This is a genomic window from Kordia jejudonensis (genome assembly GCF_001005315.1).
Lineage (GTDB): Bacteria > Bacteroidota > Bacteroidia > Flavobacteriales > Flavobacteriaceae > Kordia > Kordia jejudonensis.
Window position 1 is genome coordinate 20,249 of record NZ_LBMG01000035.1, and the last position, 20,894, is coordinate 41,142.

The window sequence follows — 20,894 nt, forward strand, 5'->3', positions numbered from 1 at the left end:
CTCATTTTAATTTCTAACAACTAACTACTACCTGACGTGGTTTGTATTTTGCTGCTACATTAGCAATGGCGGTAATGTGTGCTGGTGTGGTACCACAGCAACCACCAATGATGTTGATGAGATTCTTTTTGAGATATTCTTCTATTTGGGCAGCCATTTCTGCTGGCGATTCGTCGTATTCTCCAAAGGCGTTTGGTAATCCTGCATTTGGATGCGCCGATATGGCAAAGTCAGTTTTGTTGGCAATGGCTTCTAAGTGTGGTTGTAATAGATTTGCTCCTAAAGCACAGTTGAACCCAACTGAGAGTAACGGAATGTGCGACACTGATATTAGAAATGCTTCTGCCGTTTGTCCAGATAGTGTGCGCCCGCTAGCGTCTGTAATGGTTCCGCTGAGCATTATTGGCACATTGATGTTTCGTTCGGCTTTTACTTCTTCGATGGCAAATAGTGCCGCTTTTGCATTTAGCGTGTCAAAAACAGTTTCTACTAGGAGTATGTCTACACCGCCATCGAGCAAGGCTTCTACTTGTTGTTTGTACGCTATTCGCAATTCGTCAAAGGTTACAGCTCGGTATCCTGGATCGTTTACATCTGGCGACATGCTTGCTGTGCGGTTTGTTGGCCCGATGGAACCTGCTACAAATCGTGGTTTGTGCGGTTCTTTTGCGGTAAACTCGTCTGCGACTTCTTTGGCAATTTTTGCCGATTGGTAGTTGAGTTCGTATACTAAGTCTTCCATTTCATAGTCAGCCATGGCAATGGTTGTACCTGAGAAAGTGTTAGTTTCTACGATGTCTGCACCAGCTTCAAAGTATTTTGCATGTACTTCTTTGATAGCATGTGGTTGTGTGATGGAAAGTAAGTCGTTATTACCTTGCAATGGAGTTTTGTAGTTTTTGAAACGTTCGCCACGAAAGTCTTCTTCTGTAAATTTATACGCTTGTAACATGGTTCCCATAGCGCCATCGAGGACTAGGATTCGTTTTTCTATTTCGTTCCAGATATTTTTCATTGTCTCTTTTTCTTTTCTTTTCATCTCGACTTCGCTCAATGAACTTCGTCTTGTTTTTTATATACTTCTTTTATTTTTTTCTTGTTTGTTACAAGTTCCTCATTTTCATGAGATTCTCACTTATGTGAGGACTTCGGCGTTAAGGATAGTAGCATTGTTGAAGCTCTTTGTGTGGTGAGATTCCTGCCTACGCAGGAATGACAGCACGCAAAAGCGACTGCGAATAGCCTGACCCTTTGGGTAACGCCCAAGGTATTGTTATCAAAAAAAGTGTAAGGAAATGATGAGAATTTCTCTTTGTTATCTATCCGCTTTCGCAGTAGAATGTAGCACCTTCTTTATGAGTAAAGGGTTGCTAAGGCTTCATCGGGTCTATTCCCTCTGCCTTTCTTGATAACGTCAATATAGGTATGAACTGTTTGTTGACACAAAGAAACGGTTTGCGATAGAAAGATGCAAGTATTTTTTTGTGATTTTTGGGCTATAACGTTTTCGTTGAAGAATTTAGAATGTTAAATGGTGGATTTTAAATTTTAAATGCTAAATATTGAATGGTGGATTTTGTCGTTTGAACTTTTAAACTTTAGTTTTTGATTGTTCTCGATACAACAAATCGGAGATTTGCCACTCGAAATGACGATGGTTGTGGAATGTTAGATTTTAAATGTTGAATGTTGGATTGTTTTGCTTTAAACTTTTATACTTGATTGTTCTCGATACAACAAATCAGAGATTTGCCACTCGAAATGACGGTGGTTGAGGAATGTTAGATGTTAAATGTTGAATGTTAAATGTTGTGCTTGTAAACTTTTCAATTTATAAACGTGTAAACTTAAAACTTTTGTACTTGGTTATTCTTAATACAACAAATCAGAGATTTGCCACTCGAAATGACGGTGTTTATGAAATGTTAGATTTTAAATGTTGAATGTTGGATTGTTTTGTTTGTGAACTTATAAATTTTAGAAGTTTAGTTTTTCAATTTGAGCTCTACCGATGGTTTGAGTTGATAGAAGAAGGTTACATTTGGCGCATCGAGCGGATATACGATTTCCATTTCGAGAGGAATGCTTAGTGACGATTCATTTCTGTACAACCAAATGTCGTTGTGTATGTGTACTTTGGTGTCTACAATCATGGTACTGTATTTTTCGTCTCCCGCGAGATTGATGGTAATTGGGTCGAATGCGTTTGGTAATGTTTTGCTTCCGTTATTGATTTTTACCGCTTCGCGAACGTTGAGTATTACGGCTGCTTCTTTTTCTTTACGCACGTCTTCTCCTTCTTTTTGGGGAAATGTCATGCTTGCTTGCACAATGACATTGTTTGGAATGACCGCGCAGTTTTCATTGAGTTGCGGCAACATGTTCCAAAGAATTGGCACATAGGATTCTCTGTAAAGTAATGCATCGAGGGTTTCGCTGAATAGGATGTGGTATTTTTTTGCATCAGGGATTTGGAAGGTAACAGCATCTGCCGTATGATATTCCGTAACGTAATCAGTTAGTTGTAGTTTATCAATGAGTTTTTCTGCCATTTGCAAAGACGCTGCATTGATTTCAAGGATTGCGAATTGTACTTCTGAAGCTTTGAATAGTGGAGCAACTAAGGTTATAAACGGTGCATACGGACCACAACCTGCATAGAATATGTTGATGGTTTCGTTTGGATGTTGTTGTTGCTTTTCGCGAATAAGAGATACCATGGCTTGCAAGAATTTTGCGGTTCTGCGATAATCGAGTAAGCAAGCTGCAGCATGATTGAGCGAAAGTGCCATTCCACTTGCGGTTGGTACAGCCGCTAAGTTTTGCATGGAATTCCCCAAGTCGCCAATGTTTGTGGTTTCTAGGTAGTGCGTATGAATTTCGTCAATTGTATTTTTTATAGTGTCAAAATCTGATTGATTGTTGAGTATCGTTGTTGAGAGTTCTTTGATGGTATTTTTTAACATGCTGGTTTTGATTTGCCATAAAAGTAAGTGAACCTTTTGTATTTAGCAACCCGTATTTCTATGTGTTTTATCTTGTAGTTTTTACTGACAAGCCTATTTTTTACCTTAAGAAATTTATGAATGTAATTATTTTGGGAGAGGTTTTATATTAAATTGAATTGATATAGATATAGATATCGTATGTAATGTTTGAAAGTCTGTTTTAGGAAGATTTTAAACGCATCAGAAAACTACTCGCATTGCTACGAGAAGCTTTCGTTTGCATTTTTCATACTTAGTAAAAGTATCTACGGAAGTCACTTATGGCACAATTCCATATTTTTTGCCTTAATCTACTCATTGCTAATAAATGACTTTCTGTATTTTTTGTTTCCCGTTTTCAAGTGTTACTTTTATGATAAGTGCACTGTTTGTTGATTTTAAGTTGGTAATATTGAATGTGTCTTGATTGATATTATTGCGATCGATTAAACGTTTTCCAAGAATATCGTATACTGTTATTTCATCTATTTGACTTTGATATGCTCGCACTTTTATTTGATGTATATCTGTAGTGATGATTACTCCTGTATTTGCGTTGAACTCTTCAACATCTAGTGTGCTATTGTCTACAAATCGTAGTACGAAACGATCTTCAAAAGTTCCTGAATCTGTAGTGAAACTGTAAGGCATACTACGCAAATTGTGTACTATACCTGAGTAGATATCTTCTAAATAGATGTCTTGATTTGTGTTTTCAAATAACCCGTCAACAGCATTGATAGCTATAGTGAACGTTCCACTTGTTCCTGTTTTGATTCCTAATGGTATGATATCTGAATCTTGAAAAGGTACAGCTCTTCCTTGAATGGACATTTTTTCATCATTAATCATAGAATAGATTTGCATACTAGCACTACTTAGATTGTCTCCGTCGAAAAGTCCATCTCTATCGTTGGAAGCTCCTGTAATATATCCTATTAGGGTTGATGCTGCAGTATTGTTGGATGCTATAATATCTAACCAAATTCTGTGTTTTTCAATTGGTGTATTTTCTATTTGTCCCGTTGTTGCATCATCATTAGATCTGTAAAATTGATCATTTGTGTGAGCAGCTCCACGCATTGAATTGTTGAATTCGATCGTTGTCGTCGCTGGTGCCGCGTCATCCATTAGTACAAAGAATGCTTGCCCTGAGGCAATGTTTCCATTGAACCCAACTGGATTTGAACCAGTACCGTTGTATTGAATGTAATCGTCTTCATTGTAATTGTACGCATAGTTGCTGTAAAAAGGATCTACATATGCGTCACTTGGTGTGCTTAAGTGTCTCCATAGATATACTGTTCCTGTTATAGTTCCAGGATTTGTATCATCTGTAATTACAGAAGCATTTGCTGCTATGAAAGCATCTGCGGATATTGCTGATGGATATGGATTTCCAATTAAGTTCCAATTATCATCTAAAGCAGTTGCGTTGGTTCCGCCAGCACCTGGATAGTCAACACCTGTATACGAACCTCTAGTTACCATTGTGTTAATGATGCCATTGTTTGGACGACCTACAAATTCGGCAGTATCAGCTACCGTAGTTCCAGATACTCCACGAATGATGTATCCGCTTCCTACTGCCATAGTTCCCGAAGCACTTTGCCATTCTCCATAGTTTCCTGCTCCATTACCTGATACTGTTGGTTCCCAGCGGTAAATGAACCATGGTTGCGTTCCTGGAGAAACATTGGCAACATCAAATCCTTCTACCGCAGATGACCAGAATATATAGTCAGAACTGTGGAGACCTGTTACGGTACGATCCATGTTAATGTTCCCCGTATTGTTGTTGGTTACGACATCAGTTACTTGAATTAGATTGGCTCCATCACCGACATGAATGGTTCCGCCTGGCTCAACTGTAATCCAGTCTGTTACCGTTAAGGAAGAACCTGAATCCATTTCAAGATATGCACCATTTTTTACGGTAATATTTTTGGCCAAACCAATACCTGATGTTCTGGTATCTATTGGCATTCCATTGTCTTTTATGATGACACAATCATCAGCTGTTGGAACGATACCTTGTGACCAGTTTCCTGCGGTTCCCCAACCATCAATTGTACTATCAAACACTCTTGTGTTGTTGGTTACATTAAAGTTAGAACTTACTGCGCCACAACCATTGGCTAGATTGGCATCGATGGTAAATGAATAATTTGCTTCTTCTAATTGTGCTAGTGTTGGCATTGCATATACCGTTTCATAACTACCAGAAACATACGGTGTGTCACCAATGTTATCATTGTCGGTATCGACATATAAATCAATGATTCCTGAAGGAGTTGTCGTCCAATCTACAGCTGTTACATCTTTATCGCCGAATAATTGTATGTTGTCTACCGCTATACCATCTGCCCAAACCGCATAGAAACGGATACGCACACTTAGTGTTGTTTCGTTAGTATATGTTGATAAATCATAGGTTAGAGTTTCAAATTTGGTTCCGATTCCAACATCTGCAACTACATTTGAAGTAACGGCTGTCCAGTTGGTTCCATCGGTAGATACTTCTACAGTAAAGTAATCGTCAGTCGCGCCATTTCCATCTTCTAAATAGTGAGAGTAGTAACAGTCAAAGTTTAATGATAGATTTACAAAACCTGTTGTATCGTATGAACTTGCAGATTGTAATGCATTGTGTGTGATGTAAGAAGTTCCAGATCCGTCTGCTCCAACATCAGAGTTGCATATTACAAATTGATCATTACCAAATCCAGATGAGATTGCTGGAAACCAAACTTCTTCCGCTGGCACAAAGGTACTTGTTTGATTTTGCCATGCAGAACGTGCATTAATGGTTGCGCCATTGTCTATGATAACTACGTTTGTAAAACTTCCCAAACCTCCCGATTCAAAGTCTTCATTGATTAAGAAAACATCTTCTACATCTCCTGAAACTGAGATTTCTAACATGTCGTTTTCTCCACATACAACTCTGTTACTGATATCTGGTGTAATATTTACGGTTGGTATTGGATTAAATTTTGCTATTACTGGTTCACGAACCCAAGATTCGCAAAGTCCGTTAAACGCAGTTACATAATAGGTTGTCGTGGTAGAGATTGAAGGAGTTGTCCAGTTTCCTGTGAGTGTTGTAGCCAGTAGGTTTCCTCCTGTTTCCGCATCATACCATCTGTATTCTGTAATTGCTGGTGTTCCAGTTGCTGTTACTGATAAGTCAACTGTTCCATCTCCGCAGGTTTCGCCTTCTGTAATGGTGTCAATAAGTGCATCACAAAAAGGTTCTACCGTGAATAAGTAATCTTCTGCTTCTCCTAGTTCATCAATAGTTGTTCCTGTATCATTAAAATTTTCACAAGGATTAAAATCGTAAGAGTTGTTATAGTCTGCTATGGAATAATCGTATCCTGTATAGTTTCGTACTCGTATTTTATAATTCCCAGCGGTTGTTCCTAATGGAATGACAAAACCAAAAGTAGTTGTTGTTGTTGAGATGAAGTTTGAATTGTATACTTCTTCTGTAGCTTCATCAAATATATCATCTTGATTCCAATCTACCCATGCTTTCCATGTACATCTAAACGGAGCTTGTACAAAAAGGTTGATTCCTTCTCCTTCTACTTGTCTTGCTAATGTAGGAAGTCCTGTAAAATCTTGATATCCTGTACTGAAGCCAGAACCTGTATTTGTGACATCTTCTAAGGTTCCTAAAAAAGCTACTTCTTCAATGTACATGGTACCAGGCGTATCTGTTGTTGGCTGACAACTGATTAATGACGGTGTAGTTATACAAATAGAAAACGTTCCTTGACCAGTTCCGCCATAGCTATACACACGAACATAATATGTGGTTCCGATGGACAATCCTGTAGCATTTATAACTTCTGTACCTGATCCTGTTGTGTTATCTGCACAGTTTATGTTGGTTCCTGTACAACTTCCTGATCGTAAATCTACTACCGCATCTGTTAGTGTTCCTGCGGTTACTGTAATATCGTGACTTGCTGCTGTTGCGACAAAGCTATACCAAACATCATCATCTGCATTTCCTGTAAAGCCATTACAACTTACAGCAGCGATAGTTTGTGATGCGTTTATGGTTGTTCCCGCAGTATTTGTTACACAAGTTGATGTCGGACTTATTGCTAATGAGGTTGCACTAGTACAATCGTCGTTGCTAGGCGGAATTATTGGCGAAGTAACGCAAATGTCAAACGTTCCTGAATTTCCAGCACTTGCAAAACTGTACACACGAATGTAATAGGTGTTTCCTGCTATTAAACCTGTAGCATTTATGACTTCATTATTAGTTCCTGTTGTAGCGTCGGCACAATCAACATTGGTACCATTACAAGCTCCTGATAATAATTCTATTACTGCATTTGATAGTGTTCCTGGCGTTACTGTAATATCGTGTTCAGCTTGTGTTGCTGTAAAACTATACCAAACATCATCACTTGCATCTCCCGTAGATCCATTACAACTTATGGCAGCTATGCTTTGTGTTGCGTTTTCTGTAGTTCCTGAAACGCTGGTTGTACAAGTAGCACCACTAACAGTTAGCGCTATTGCGTTTGTACAATCATCATTTGTTGGTGGTTGTGGTGGCGTTGTAACACAGATGTCAAAAGTTCCTGCTCTTGTTGCATTTCCACTACTGTACACACGTACATAGTATGTTGCTCCCAAGGTTAATCCTGTAGCATTGACTACTTCTACATTTGCACCTCCAGTATTATCTGCACAGTCTATATTTGTTCCGTTACATGCGCCTGAACGCAAATCGATTACCACATTTCTTATGGTTCCTGGTGTTACTGTAATATCATGTTCAAAAGCCGTTGCTACAAAACTGTACCAAACATCATCATCAGCATTACCTGTATTTCCGTTACACGAAATTGCTGCAATACTTTGCGTTGCATTTTCTGTAGTTCCTGTTGTACCTGTTGAGCAAATACTTGTTGAACTCACACCTAAACTAATTGCATTAGCGCAATCATCGTTTGACGGAATTGTTACGGGCGTTGTGACACAGATATCAAAAGTTCCTTCATTTGTAGCATTTCCATAACTGTATACACGGACATAATATGTGTTTCCTACTGTTAATCCTGTTGCGTTTATCACTTCATCGTTTCCTCCTGTTGTTGCATCTGCGCAATTTATAGTAGTACCATTACACGAACCTGAACGTAGATCTACTACTAAATCATTTATTGTTCCTGGACTTACTGTAATATCATGACTAGTTCCCAATGCGACAAAGCTATACCAAACATCATCATCAGCATTTCCTGTAAAGCCATTACAGTTTATTGCTCCTATGGTTTGTGTTCCGTTTGTGGAGTCTCCGCTAGTAAGTGTTACACAAGTACTTGTTGGGCTTACACTTAATGAAGTAGCACTTGTACAATCATCATTTAACGGACCTGTTGGAGCTGCTGTAATAAGTGTTACGACAATGTCACCATTTAATACGTTTGATGCTGTAGAACAGTTGTATCTATTCAGATGAATTCTATAATCGCCTGTAGTTGTTGGTGTAAAATCGATTGATGCGGCTGTTCCTGTACATGCTGGTCCATTATCATCATTAAAACCAACAAAATTCCCTGCGGCATCTCTGATTGTCATTTGTGTATCAAATCCAGAACCACAGTTTGAAGCTCTGTAGGTTGCACCTGCAATCATGTTGGTGACTAAAAAATTTCTCCTTCCTCTTTGATTTGCTGGCGGTGTACATGTAATGCTATTTCCGATAATTGTAGGTGCTGCTGTAGAACAAGCATTATTGGCTATTCCATTACATTGGGCATAAAATTCTGCACAACAGAAAAACATGAAGATAAGAGTAAATGGTAGTTTTCCTCTCATTGTATAGTGATTTGGGGGTTTCGAAGTTATTGTTTAAAATTAGCTAAATACCTCTTGACGACCATCTGTAGAAAATTGCATTTCATCGTCGCAAACGAACATTTCGTCGGATTTATAATTTTTTTTCTTCTAGTTTTCAAATGTATAGCTATCTAATCTTTAACAAATTACATTCTTATAATGCCTATATCACTACAATACCAACGACTTGAGTTATTTTCGCTCTTAATTCACTGTTTACGGTACTTTCCACACTATTAATGCTTTTTTTATGAATTACAACCTATTGTATTCATACTGTGATTTTTATATTTTTTCGCATAAAAAAACTGTCTCAGTTGTATGTTTTATATTTTTTGAGACAGTTTCGGGTTAAAACGTATTATTTTCTACTATTCACAATCTCTACAGGTAAGAAATTCTGTTTGTGTTATACATGTGATTAGAATACTTGGGCAACCTGTTTGCGTTTGAAGACATTCAGCTGACTGCAAACAAGTATTTACGCCATTTGGATTAGGTAATGTAAACACACATAAAAATGTTCGAGCAGCTCCGCCCGTATTTTTACTAGCGTCCAAATTTGAGATGGTTTTTCTGTTCAATGCTAAACTTTTTAGATTCTTTTTTTTCATGATTTCTTATGTTTTAAGATTATTAATGAATAAGTTATCGATTATTTTACCATATAGTTTACGGGAAAACCATACTTAACATGAATTCAAAGTGGTATCAACTAAAAAGCAGCTGGAAGCTTTTATGTTTATGATTAATTACTAAAAATAATCATCAAAAAAACAAGGTTTCAACATTGTCTATACGATTTTGTTGAAACCCATGATATATAAAGTGAAAAAAAAGAAACGCTTGTATTTTTTAAGATTATAGTTTTTCTGTCAACCGCAATATATCGCCAAAAACACCTCTGGCGGTTACAGCCGCACCAGCTCCAGCACCTTGTATGACTAACGGTTGTGTTGCGTAAGCTTCTGTGTAGATTTCAAAGATAGAATCTGAACCTTTTATCTGCCCCAAAGCACTGTTTTGAGGAACTGAAATTAGCTTTACTTCTAAGATTCCTGTTTCTGTAGATAAATCGCCAACATACCGCAAAACATGATTTTTTTGCTGATTTGCTTTGATGAGTTGATAGGTTTTATCCAATTCGGTGACTTTCTTTTTGAAAGCCTCTAGTGAAATATGTTGCAAGTCGTTTGGCAATAAGTTTTGAATGGATATGTCTGACAATTCATGTTTTAAATCGAGTTCTCTCGCAAGAATTAAAAGTTTCCGCGCTACATCATTTCCAGATAAATCTTCGCGTGCATCCGGCTCCGTAAATCCTTTGTTTTCTGCTTGTTGCAATACAGTACTAAACGGAATTTCTTCCACCGAAAATGTATTGAATAGATAACTTAATGAACCCGAAAATACACCGCGAATTTTCTTGATTTTCTCGCCTGATTTGTGCAATAGTTTTATTGTATCAATAAGTGGTAAACCTGCTCCAACATTGGTTTCATACAGATAACTTTTTTGATGTTTTTTTAGTTGTGTCCGCAATTCTTCATAGAATGTATAGTCAACTGTATTTGCAATTTTATTTGCCGAAACCAAATCAAAACCATTTGTAACTAAATGTATATAATTATGTACAAATTCTTTACTCGCTGTCGTATCAACTGCTAATAGGTTTTCTAAATGATTTGCTTTTGCATAATCAATGATTTGTGCTAACGTGTATGCCGTTTTTTCAGTTTGAAATCCAGTTTTCCAATCGTCAGTGATTCCGTTTTTATCTAAATAAACGTGTTTTGAATCCGCCACAGCGAATACATTTAATTTGATATTATTTTTGTCTAAAATGTCTTTTTTACTGTGTATGATTTGATTTAATAAGGTACCACCAACCAAACCTTTTCCAAAAACGGCAATGTTGATTTTTTTAGAAATGCCAAATATTTGACCGTGAATGACATTAACCGCTTTGTGCAATTGTGTTTTCTTCACCACCAAACTCACATTTTTTCCAGAAACCGTATTGTTGAATAATACAGGAACGATTTGATTTTTAATCAACGCCGTATACGGTTTATGAAATTCGCTTAAATCTTGCCCAACAATCGAAATGACACTTACGTTTTCTTCCACAGCAATTTTACTAACATCTTTCGTGTAAAAATCATGTTCAAATTCACGTTCTAAAGCAATGACCGCTTTTGTAGCTTGATTTCTGTCGATAACCAAACCGATACCGCGTTCGGATGAACCTTGCGAAATGACATTTACATTGATATCATGTTCGCTTAGCGTTTTAAAAATTCGTGCATCCACACCAATTTTCCCCAACAAACCTCTTCCTTCTAAGTTGATTAGCGCCACATTATCGAGCACAGAAATTGATTTGATTCCTTTTTCGGCGGCGTTTTCAGCAATGATTGTTCCTTTATCTTCCTTGTTAAAAGTATTCAGAATTCGCAACGGAATATTTTTTTCAATTAAAGGAACAATCGTCTTTGCATGTAATATGTTTGCGCCAAAAGTTGCAAGTTCATTGGCTTCGTTGAATGAAAGTGCTGCTATTTTTTTAGCATCTGAGACCAATTCTGGATTCGCCGTAAAAATTCCGTCTACATGTGTGTAATTTTGCAACTCTTCCGCATCTAAAAAATTTGCCAATAAAGCAGCAGTATAGTTGCTTCCATTTCTTCCTAATGTGGTCGTTTCATTTTTTTGGTTAGAAGCTATAAATCCTGTGACAATATTGACCGTATTGCCATTATGTGATTTGAAATGATTGATGATATTTTTTCTCGAAATTGCTTCTATAGGTCGCGCATTACCAAATACATCATCAGTTTTTATCAACTTACGCGTATCTGTAAAATGTGCGTTTACACCTTTGTCTTTGAGTAACTTTGTGACCAATTTCGCTGCGATAATTTCTCCTTGCGAAACGACTTTATCTTGTATTTTTTCTGAATAATCTGCCAATAAGGAAACACCTTGAAAAATGGTTTCTAAGGTTTGAAATTCCTCAGACAAATCTACGGAAGTATCGCGTTGATTTTGATAATTTTTAAACGATTCTAACTGCGTTTTATACGCTTCTTGATTTGCCGCTTTTTCTAAAATTTCTAACAATTCATCTGTCGCATTTCCGCGCGCAGACAGTACAACAGCAATTTGCTCATTCTTTTCAGCTTTGTCTGTTATAATTTGAATTGCCGTATCAATTCCTTTTCCATTTGCAAGCGATTTTCCGCCAAATTTTAAAACCTTCATGTTTTTTCTTTCTTTTTCTTTTACACTTTTGATGTTGATGGCACTCTGAAAATATTTCTGAGTAATAGACTCAATTGTTCATATTCTATTAAAAAAGCATCGTGTCCGTGAATGGAATCAATATGATCGTAGTATATGTTCGATTTGATATGTTTTAAGCGTTCAAAAGTTTCTTTGTTTTCTGCCGCTGTGAAAAATACGTCTGTGTTAATACTTATCATATGAATTGTGGAATTGATGTTTGCCACAACTTTTTCCAACGGTTCGCGACCTCTAGTAATATCAATGGTTTTTAGCAATTGATTCATGAGTTTGTATGCAGCTAGCTGAAACCGTTCCTGCAATTTTTCGCCATGATGGAGCAACCAACTTTCGGTATTGAATAAATCTTTTTCTTTGTGTCGCGTTCGCTGAAATTTTGCCTTTAAGGAAAAAGGAGAACGATAACACAACATGGCATGAATACGCGCATCTTGAATCGGTTGATTGGAATTTTCTAAAATTCGTTCTTGCAGGAAGCAATTCGCAATTAACCAATCGGATGATTTCCAATCAGAAGCTATCGGAATTAAATGTTGAATCATATTGGGTTCTAAAGCGGCAATTTCCCACGCAATTCCTCCGCCTAACGATCCGCCAATGGCAGCAAAAAGGTTTTGAATTTTCAAATGTTCTAAACCTCTAATGAAAATTTTTGCCATGTCTCTAGCAACAAAATCTTTGTACTGTTTGATGAGTCCGGCTTCTTCCGTATGTCCGTTTCCAGGAATATTGAAGCTTAATATGCGGTAATGATTGGTATCGATACATTTTTCTGGACCAACTAATGTTTTCCACCAACCATTTTCGCCTGTGACTTCTGAGTTTCCTGTTAATGCATGATTTACCAATACAATTGGCGCGTCTGCACGATCTGGTCCAAAAAATTGATAGCTCAACTTTATCGTTGGATAGTACGCGCCACTTTCTGTAAAAAAGTCTGTAATGGTAATATGTGCAATACGTTTTCCCATGGTGTACTTTTTAGGATGCTGGAATTCCTGCAACAATATTTTCAAATACGGCTTGTAAGTCAGCTTTTAAATCTTCTACATCTTCCAATCCGACTGATAAACGAATTAAATCTTGTGTCACACCTGTAGACGTTTGTTGCGCTTCATTGAGTTGTTGATGTGTTGTACTTGCTGGATGAATGATGAGCGATTTTGTATCTCCAATATTGGCTAAGAGTGAAAATACTTTCGTTTCGTCAGCGATACGTTTTGCCGCTTCAAATCCTGCTTTGATTCCAAATGTTACAATTCCACTTTGTCCTTTTGGTAAGTATTTTTCGGCCAATGCTTTGTAATTACTGGTTTCTAATCCTGGATAATTTACCCAAGCTACGGCATCTTGTGTTTGTAACCATTTTGCCAATTCTAAAGCGTTTTCACTGTGTTTTTGAATACGAATTGGTAAAGTTTCTAGTCCTTGAATAATTTGAAATGCATTGAATGGACTTAACGCCGAACCAAAATCACGTAAACCTTCAATACGAACTTTCGCTATAAAAGCGGCTTCTTTTAGGACTTCACTGTAGACTAAACCGTGATATCCTGCGGATGGTTCCGTAAATTCTGGGAATTTCCCGTTTGTCCAGTCAAAAGTTCCAGCGTCAATAATAGCGCCTCCTAAAGCGGTTCCGTTTCCGTTGATGTATTTTGTAAGTGAATGAATGACAATATTTGCACCGTGTTTGATAGGATTCAATAAGTAAGGTGTTGCAATTGTATTGTCGACAATTAGTGGAAGTTTGTTGGCTTTGGCTTGTTCCGAAATGGCTTCAATATCTAAGACATCTAGTTTCGGATTTCCAAGTGATTCTATAAAAACAACTCGTGTGTTTTCTTGTACCGCATCACTAAAGCTATTTGGTTCGTTTGGATCTACAAATGTTGTAGTGATTCCGAGTCTTGGCAATGTTACATTGAGTAAGTTATATGTTCCGCCATATAAACTGTTAGATGCAACAATATGATCGCCTGCTCTTAATAATGTAAGGAACGTTGTTGCAATTGCGGCTGTTCCTGAAGCGGTTACTACTGCGGCAATTCCGCCTTCAAGTGACGCCAAGCGTTGCTCTAAAATATCATTTGTGGGATTGTTGATTCGTGTGTAAATATTTCCAGGTTCTGCTAATGAAAATAAGTTGGATGCATGATCTGAGTTGTTGAATACGTATGCAGTTGATTGATAAATTGGGACAGCTCGTGTTCCGCCGTTTTGCGTCGTATCGTGTCCTGAATGTAATGCTTTTGTTGCGAATTTCTGTGTGCTCATGTGTTCTTGTTTTTGAGTATTAGAGTATTTGTGTGTTTTTGATTTGTTTATTTGTCTATTTGTTAATCTGTTGATTTGTTGATTTGTTGATTTGTTGAGTAGGACGTTACTTTGTTTTTCAACCAAACAAAAAGGTCCTTTTGGATGTGTATTACCAAAAGGACCTTTTCTATGAATAGAATAAACTAACTATAGTTTATCTGGAACTTTTCGATAATAGCGAAGTTGGCTACAGCATAGCATGCACATAACCATCATACAACAACACATAGTCATTGTCATTTTGAATTCCGCTATTTGAAAAATTGTGTTCATTTGGTTTTTTGAAAAAAAATTAACTTAAAATATAATCATGAAAAAAGCCTCTGCAATTGCAGAGGCTTAAATTTATTGATAGATGCTTTTTTTAAAGTTAGCGTAATACAATAGTGTCCTCTGCGGCATTTCTGCTACACATCATACAACACATATTACAAACTTTTTTAAACATTTTTCGTCTTTGTTTGTTACAAAGGTAAAGTTATATTTATTTAATATCCAAATGTTTCTTTGAAAAATATTTCATTTTAACAGTTTTACAAGCAAATGTTAAATTCTATTTTTTTGTTGTTTGTTTGTAAGTAGATTTTCATACATTTGCATCTGATTTTTGAGGAAAAATTTGAACTGATTGCAACCTCAAGTACTGAATTTACTTCGGTACCTAGTGTATATAATATAGACTAGATTCTGAATTAAATTCAGGATATTAAAAAATGCTAAAGCAGTAATTTTATACTCCTTTAGCCGACCAAGCAATCATTTTTTTTTATTCCTCATTTTTATAATTTTTTAAAAAGAAGATTTATTATGTCATATTTTTTTACCTCTGAATCGGTTTCAGAAGGACATCCAGACAAAGTAGCAGATCAGATTTCTGATGCTTTAATTGATAATTTTTTAGCATTTGATCCTGAGTCAAAAGTAGCTTGTGAAACCTTAGTTACTACAGGGCAAGTTATCTTAGCAGGAGAAGTAAAATCGAACACCTATTTAGACGTGCAAAAGATTGCTAGAGAAGTCGTTAACAAAATTGGATACACCAAAAGTGAGTACATGTTTGACGGAAATTCTTGTGGCGTTTTATCGGCTATTCACGAGCAGTCTGAAGACATCAATAGAGGTGTTGACAGAGCTACAAAAGAAGAGCAAGGTGCTGGTGACCAAGGAATGATGTTTGGGTATGCAACAAAAGAAACTGAAAACTTGATGCCGTTGGCGTTAGATTTATCACATTTAATGTTGATTGAATTGGCAGCGTTGCGCAGAGAAAATGATGCAATTACCTATTTACGTCCAGATGCGAAAAGTCAGGTAACTATTGAGTATGATGACAATAATGTTCCTTCACGAGTGGAAGCTATTGTAATTTCGACACAACATGATGATTTTGATGCAAATGATGAAGTAATGTTGGCAAAAATCCGAAAGGATATTGTTGAAATTTTAATTCCACGTGTGAAGTCAAAATTAAAGCCAGAAATTCAAGCATTATTTGGTGATGATATTAAGTATCACATTAACCCAACTGGAAAGTTTGTAATTGGTGGACCACACGGAGATACAGGATTGACAGGAAGAAAAATCATCGTTGATACGTATGGAGGAAAAGGTGCTCACGGTGGTGGAGCATTTTCAGGGAAAGATCCAAGTAAGGTAGATAGAAGTGCGGCATATGCAACACGTCACGTAGCAAAAAATTTAGTTGCGGCTGGCGTTGCTGACGAAATTTTAGTACAAGTTTCCTATGCAATTGGAGTTGTAGAGCCTATGGGAATCTTTGTAGATACCTACGGAACTGCAAAAGTTGATTTATCAGACGGAGAAATTGCTGAAAAAGTAAAAGAAGTATTTGATATGCGTCCTGCGGCGATTGAAAGTCGTTTAAAATTACGCACGCCAATGTATAGCGAAACGGCAGCTTACGGACATATGGGACGTAAAAACGAAATAGTTTCTAAAACATTTGTAACACCAAATGGAGAAAGCAAAACCTTAGACGTTGAATTGTTTACTTGGGAAAAATTAGATTATGTAGACAACGTAAAATCAGCTTTCGGATTGTAAAATTCAGAGCTTAGTTATATATTTTAGAAAACCGCTTTTGTTATCACAGAAGCGGTTTTTTTGTGTCAAAAATCTATATTATTTTGATCATGAATTAAGATGTATTCTATTTTTATCTTCATATGCATCATCATTTCAATTAAAAAACTATCTTTGAAATAGCTACATTCATTAAATTATCAAATAATTTAAATCAAGGTTGATTTCATTCTGAAATGCAACCCTTATTATCTTTTACTTACATCATGAAACATTTTACAGTACTGCTGTTGCTTTTACTAAGCGCGTATTCAGCAAATGCTCAATTTGGAGAAAATCATGCTATTTATGCATCTAGTGGTTTACACGCTGGAAATTATTTTGGGTTGAATTCTAATATCGATTATGTGTATAAAGAAAAGTATTCCTTTCGAATTGGATATAGTATTTATATAAGAGAACCAGATTCAAAACCTGATGATTTTTCTTTAGGGCTATTTGATGCTCTTTCACTATTTAATCACTTTGATCAATTAGAAACGTATCAAATTATGGTCGGAAGAGTGTATAAGTTTAATAAAAGAGGAACAATCCGTCTGAATTTGTCAATTGGACTCGGTTTAACAAATAGTAGAGAACCCGAAAATTGGCAACGTACTAACTCTTTTTTATTTTCACGAAATTACAACTGGGATTATAATGAATTTCAGAATATAAGTTTTATCATTAATCCAAAAATAGAATTTCCATTGACACGATATGCTGGACTTGCTATTTCTCCAATTTTTCAAATTAACAAAGATCGCACCTATTTTGGTATTGGTCTGGAATCGATGCTTGGACTTTTGCGAAAGCGAAATAAACTTTAAAAATTATAAAAAAGTAGCTTTCGGATTGTAAAATTCTGAGCCTTGTTATACATTTTAGAAAACTGCTTTTGTTATAACAGAAGCGGTTTTTTAGTTACAATTCGTATTATAAAACGTCAGCATTGTTGTCAAACTACTTTTTTGCTGCTCTTTTTTATCAAACTTCTTCTGAAAAGGAACACATGTATTTAATTGTAGTAACAGTTTATCAACATCGCTTCGGGTTCGTACATATCCATGAAAAAAATTGCTCACCACAAAAGGTGTGTTTCCCCAATTGGTCGGATTGTGTTTGTATAGTTTTACACTTCCTTTGTTAATCAAAACGTCCATTAATGTCAATGAAACAGTATCATTTGGCGCAAGCATGACCATTTCTTCTACATAATAATTTCCATCTTTTCGATATTGATGTATTTGATATATTTCATCATAACCATATACCATCTTTTCTTTATTTCCCTTTATGATTTTTACCTTACCTATTTGATTAAATTTTCTTGAAAATCGAATCTTTTCAGCATAAATTGTGTCTTTAGTTTGTAGGACGATGAAACTTTTCTCCGCGGTTTGTTCATTCTTTATCTGTGAAGTCGTGCCACATGCATGTATCAAAAATTGCAGGCTTATGATGCATAGTATTTGAAGACTGATTGTGTAATTTTTACCATGATTTTTCATTTTATCAATCACAATTAGCATTATAAAATTCAATTAATTGAGCTAAATATTTTCGTCGTCGTTGTTCCTTTTCGGTAAATTTTTCACGAAACGCTTCACATTTATCGAGTTGTTTCAAAAATTGTTTGTATCCGCTTTTGTATGCATATCCATAAAAAATATCACTTACAACAAAAGGTCTGTCTGCCCATTGTCCAGGATCGTGTTTGTATAATTTTACCTTTCCTTCATTGATTACAACGTCCATCTCCATGTGCGTATTTTTGTATTCAGGATTTTCTTCAACGATTTCCTGCACCGTTTTTCTGTTTTTCCGATCATAATAGTGTATCTGATATATTTCATCATACGGATATACTTTTTTAACTTCATTTTCGCCTGTACCATTTATAACTGTCACGCGACCAAGTTTGTTGAACCATTTTACACCTCGAACTTTATCACCATATATCGTGTCTTTATTTTTTAGAATGATAAACTCTTGTTTTCGTTCTGAAATTGGCAAGGAAGCGCACGAAATACAGAATACGGATATCAAAACACCATACGTAATCAATTTTAAACTATTTTTCATTGAGAAGCTATTTTAGTTTTAAAATTAGAAAAACTAATAACTCAAAAACATACGATGATTTGCGTAGATTTTCATGAAGTTTCATGAATGTGAGAACAAAAATGTCGTATTTTCTTTCGTAACTTATTTTATTATTGTTTTATTTAACAAATTATCCTTAGTTTTAAACAGCGAAAAAACTTACCCAAATATTAATTAAATCCAAAAAATTTGACTAAAAATATTTTACCCTCATGGAGAGCATCGGAATCCCGAAAAAACATCATTGATTTTGTCACAAAAGTTACAAAAGAAAACGGCAAAGATTATGTAGAACCCAAACTAAGAATTGCAACTTTTGATAATGATGGGACACTTTGGTGCGAAAAACCAACCATCCAAATAGAATTTTTAAAATATCAGCTTTTTAAAAACATCCATAACAATACCAAAAACATCCATACCAATACCGATAAAAAAATTAGTCAATTAGTAAATGATTTTCTCCATGGTGAAGTCAAAATGAATACAACACTTAAAAAAATATTGTTTGAACAAATTGAAGGCAATATTTCGCTTAGTGAGTTTAAAGAAAACGTCGAAGGATTCTTGGCACAATGGAAACACGACGGAACTGGAAATGAAAAATTAACAGGACGCACCTACAAAGAGTTGACATATGAGCCTATGTCAGAGTTATTGGATTATCTCCGAGCCAATGATTTTAAAATATTTCTTTGTTCTGGTGGCAGTAATGATTTTATGCGTGTTTTTGCTGAAGAATTATACGAAATTCCACATGAAAATGTAATTGGTTCTTTTGCTGTTAACCGATATGTTTTTGGTGCAGGCATTGAACCTGAAGACACATTTTTTTACAAACAAATAGCAAATTTCCACAACACATCGCACGGTGGAAAACCCGAAGCCATTAATGCACACACAGGTAGAATTCCAATTTTTTCTGCTGGGAATGTTTTGAATGGTGGCGATATAGCACATTTAACTTTTTGCAAATCCAATCCGCTTCAAAGTTTCCAATTGTTAATTAATCATGATGATGCGGAACGAGAAGTTGCTTATGCAGAAAAAAATGATCCTTCAATAAAAGCGGGAAAAGCTCAAGGCTGGAGTATAGTAAGCATGAAAAATGATTGGAAAAAGGTTTTCCGTAATCCAGAGGTTGTATAATCCTTAGACTAAAACAGATAGACTATACCTAGTCTTCAAAAAACAATTTCCGTATTTTTAGCATGTCAACTAAAAAATATGTCAAAAAAAATACATTGGGGAATTATCGGTTTGGGAAGTATTGCGCATAAATTTGCTGCTGATTTACAGCGTTCAGACTCAGCAATTTTACACGGAGTTGCTTCACGAAGTATGGAAAAAGCAACTGAATTTGCATCAAGATACAATGCAAAAAAAGCGTATGATTCGTATGAAAAACTCGTAAATGATCCTGAAATTGACGTCGTTTATATTGCAACGCCACATGTGTTTCATTTTGAAAATACAATGATGTGTCTTCAAAAAGGCAAATCGGTTTTATGCGAGAAACCTATGGGAATTGATACGCAACAAACCCAAACCATGATCGCCGAAGCGAAAGCTAGAAACTTGTTTTTAATGGAAGCCATTTGGACACGATTTATGCCTTCTATTGAAAAAATGCTGCAACTTCTGAATGAGAAAGTGATTGGAGATATTAGTAGTGTACATGCCGATTTTGGTTTTCGGACTGAATTTGATCCAGAAAGTCGCTTGTTTAATAAAAAATTAGCTGGCGGTTCACTATTAGATATTGGTATCTATCCTATTTTTTTAAGTCTTTTGGTTTTAGGAATTCCTTCGGATATTCATGCTGTGGCGCGAATGACTCCAACAGAAATTGATAGTTTTTGCGCCATGTTGTTTCATTATTCAACCAATGAAAAAGCTGTGTTAACATCTACTTTTGAAGCCAATACACCAACCGAAGCTTTTATTCATGGAACAAAAGGAAGTATAAAATTGCATCGTAGTTTTCATGAAGCAAATACAATTTCACTTGATATAGATGGAGAAATTACCGTTTTTGATCTTCCGCATACGGGAAACGGATATGTACACGAAATTGAAGAAGTAAACCGTTGTATCCGCGATGGTAAAACGGAAAGTGCTACATTGCCATTAGCATTTAGCGAACAATTGATCAAAATTATCGATCGCGTGAAAGCGGAAATTGGATTGAAATATAGTTAAAAGCAACTTGATTTTCTGAAA

The 20,894-nt window shown here is 35.9% G+C and carries 13 protein-coding genes and 1 riboswitch; of the genes, 4 read left to right on the plus strand and 9 right to left on the minus strand.

The genetic code is table 11. From position 1 onward, the window contains the following. Nucleotides 1-13 precede the first annotated feature (13 nt). The 7 genes from AA089_RS16540 to AA089_RS16570 form a co-directional block, all read right to left on the minus strand. The gene (locus AA089_RS16540) at nt 14-1,015 is read right to left on the minus strand and encodes a homocysteine S-methyltransferase family protein (protein WP_046758121.1); all 1,002 of its coding nucleotides are present in this window, start codon (nt 1,013-1,015) and stop codon (nt 14-16) included. Between the two features lie 297 nt (nt 1,016-1,312). Continuing rightward, nucleotides 1,313-1,415: riboswitch (SAM riboswitch) on the minus strand. Between the two features lie 570 nt (nt 1,416-1,985). Continuing rightward, nucleotides 1,986-2,966, minus strand: coding sequence for an SAM-dependent methyltransferase (locus AA089_RS16545; protein ID WP_046758099.1), 981 nt, complete (start codon nt 2,964-2,966; stop codon nt 1,986-1,988). Nucleotides 2,967-3,308: 342 nt separating this feature from the next. After that, on the minus strand, nt 3,309-8,837 hold the full coding sequence (locus AA089_RS16550) for a GEVED domain-containing protein (protein ID WP_156169068.1): 5,529 nt from the start codon (nt 8,835-8,837) through the stop codon (nt 3,309-3,311). Nucleotides 8,838-9,229: 392 nt separating this feature from the next. Then, nucleotides 9,230-9,472, minus strand: a complete 243-nt coding sequence (locus AA089_RS16555; protein ID WP_046758101.1) for a hypothetical protein — start codon at nt 9,470-9,472, stop codon at nt 9,230-9,232. Between the two features lie 247 nt (nt 9,473-9,719). Continuing rightward, nucleotides 9,720-12,122 carry a bifunctional aspartate kinase/homoserine dehydrogenase I gene (thrA, locus tag AA089_RS16560; RefSeq protein ID WP_046758102.1) on the minus strand — a complete coding sequence of 801 codons (2,403 nt, stop codon included), beginning with the start codon at nt 12,120-12,122 and terminating at the stop codon, nt 9,720-9,722. Between the two features lie 20 nt (nt 12,123-12,142). Continuing rightward, nucleotides 12,143-13,135, minus strand: a complete 993-nt coding sequence (locus tag AA089_RS16565; RefSeq protein WP_046758103.1) for an alpha/beta fold hydrolase — start codon at nt 13,133-13,135, stop codon at nt 12,143-12,145. 10 nt (nt 13,136-13,145) lie between these two features. Continuing rightward, on the minus strand, nt 13,146-14,441 hold the full coding sequence (locus AA089_RS16570) for an O-acetylhomoserine aminocarboxypropyltransferase/cysteine synthase family protein (protein ID WP_046758122.1): 1,296 nt from the start codon (nt 14,439-14,441) through the stop codon (nt 13,146-13,148). 849 nt (nt 14,442-15,290) lie between these two features. On the opposite strand from AA089_RS16570, the gene metK reads away from it, so the two are divergent. Together metK and AA089_RS16580 are read left to right on the plus strand one after the other, a co-directional pair. Beyond that, complete coding sequence (gene metK, locus AA089_RS16575; protein WP_046758104.1) at nt 15,291-16,547, plus strand: methionine adenosyltransferase; 1,257 nt, start codon at nt 15,291-15,293, stop codon at nt 16,545-16,547. Nucleotides 16,548-16,792: 245 nt separating this feature from the next. Further along, nucleotides 16,793-17,395: a hypothetical protein gene (locus AA089_RS16580; RefSeq protein WP_046758105.1), complete on the plus strand. Its 603-nt coding sequence runs from the start codon at nt 16,793-16,795 to the stop codon at nt 17,393-17,395. 90 nt (nt 17,396-17,485) lie between these two features. Here the strand turns inward: AA089_RS16580 and AA089_RS25195 are convergent, their stop codons facing one another. Together AA089_RS25195 and AA089_RS16590 are read right to left on the minus strand one after the other, a co-directional pair. Beyond that, nucleotides 17,486-18,076 (minus strand): hypothetical protein, encoded by a 591-nt coding sequence (locus AA089_RS25195; protein WP_162200453.1) that lies wholly within the window; start codon nt 18,074-18,076, stop codon nt 17,486-17,488. A gap of 4 nt (nt 18,077-18,080) precedes the next feature. Beyond that, the gene (locus AA089_RS16590; protein WP_046758107.1) at nt 18,081-18,650 is read right to left on the minus strand and encodes a hypothetical protein; all 570 of its coding nucleotides are present in this window, start codon (nt 18,648-18,650) and stop codon (nt 18,081-18,083) included. 210 nt (nt 18,651-18,860) lie between these two features. On the opposite strand from AA089_RS16590, the gene AA089_RS16595 reads away from it, so the two are divergent. Together AA089_RS16595 and AA089_RS16600 are read left to right on the plus strand one after the other, a co-directional pair. After that, the gene (locus AA089_RS16595; RefSeq protein WP_046758108.1) at nt 18,861-19,820 is read left to right on the plus strand and encodes an HAD family hydrolase; all 960 of its coding nucleotides are present in this window, start codon (nt 18,861-18,863) and stop codon (nt 19,818-19,820) included. A 78-nt stretch (nt 19,821-19,898) separates the two neighbouring features. Then, the gene (locus tag AA089_RS16600) at nt 19,899-20,873 is read left to right on the plus strand and encodes a Gfo/Idh/MocA family protein (protein WP_046758109.1); all 975 of its coding nucleotides are present in this window, start codon (nt 19,899-19,901) and stop codon (nt 20,871-20,873) included. Nucleotides 20,874-20,894 lie beyond the last annotated feature (21 nt).

Coding starts and splice junctions, on each gene's coding strand:
- AA089_RS16540 (WP_046758121.1), bottom strand. CDS start 1,015: ATGAAAAATATCTGGAACGAAATAGAAAAACGAATCCTAGTCCTCGAT.
- AA089_RS16565 (WP_046758103.1), bottom strand. CDS start 13,135: ATGGGAAAACGTATTGCACATATTACCATTACAGACTTTTTTACAGAA.
- AA089_RS16580 (WP_046758105.1), top strand. CDS start 16,793: ATGAAACATTTTACAGTACTGCTGTTGCTTTTACTAAGCGCGTATTCA.
- AA089_RS25195 (WP_162200453.1), bottom strand. CDS start 18,076: ATGAAAAATCATGGTAAAAATTACACAATCAGTCTTCAAATACTATGC.
- AA089_RS16550 (WP_156169068.1), bottom strand. CDS start 8,837: ATGAGAGGAAAACTACCATTTACTCTTATCTTCATGTTTTTCTGTTGT.
- metK (WP_046758104.1), top strand. CDS start 15,291: ATGTCATATTTTTTTACCTCTGAATCGGTTTCAGAAGGACATCCAGAC.
- AA089_RS16590 (WP_046758107.1), bottom strand. CDS start 18,650: ATGAAAAATAGTTTAAAATTGATTACGTATGGTGTTTTGATATCCGTA.
- AA089_RS16555 (WP_046758101.1), bottom strand. CDS start 9,472: ATGAAAAAAAAGAATCTAAAAAGTTTAGCATTGAACAGAAAAACCATC.
- AA089_RS16545 (WP_046758099.1), bottom strand. CDS start 2,966: ATGTTAAAAAATACCATCAAAGAACTCTCAACAACGATACTCAACAAT.
- AA089_RS16570 (WP_046758122.1), bottom strand. CDS start 14,441: ATGAGCACACAGAAATTCGCAACAAAAGCATTACATTCAGGACACGAT.
- AA089_RS16600 (WP_046758109.1), top strand. CDS start 19,899: ATGTCAAAAAAAATACATTGGGGAATTATCGGTTTGGGAAGTATTGCG.
- thrA (WP_046758102.1), bottom strand. CDS start 12,122: ATGAAGGTTTTAAAATTTGGCGGAAAATCGCTTGCAAATGGAAAAGGA.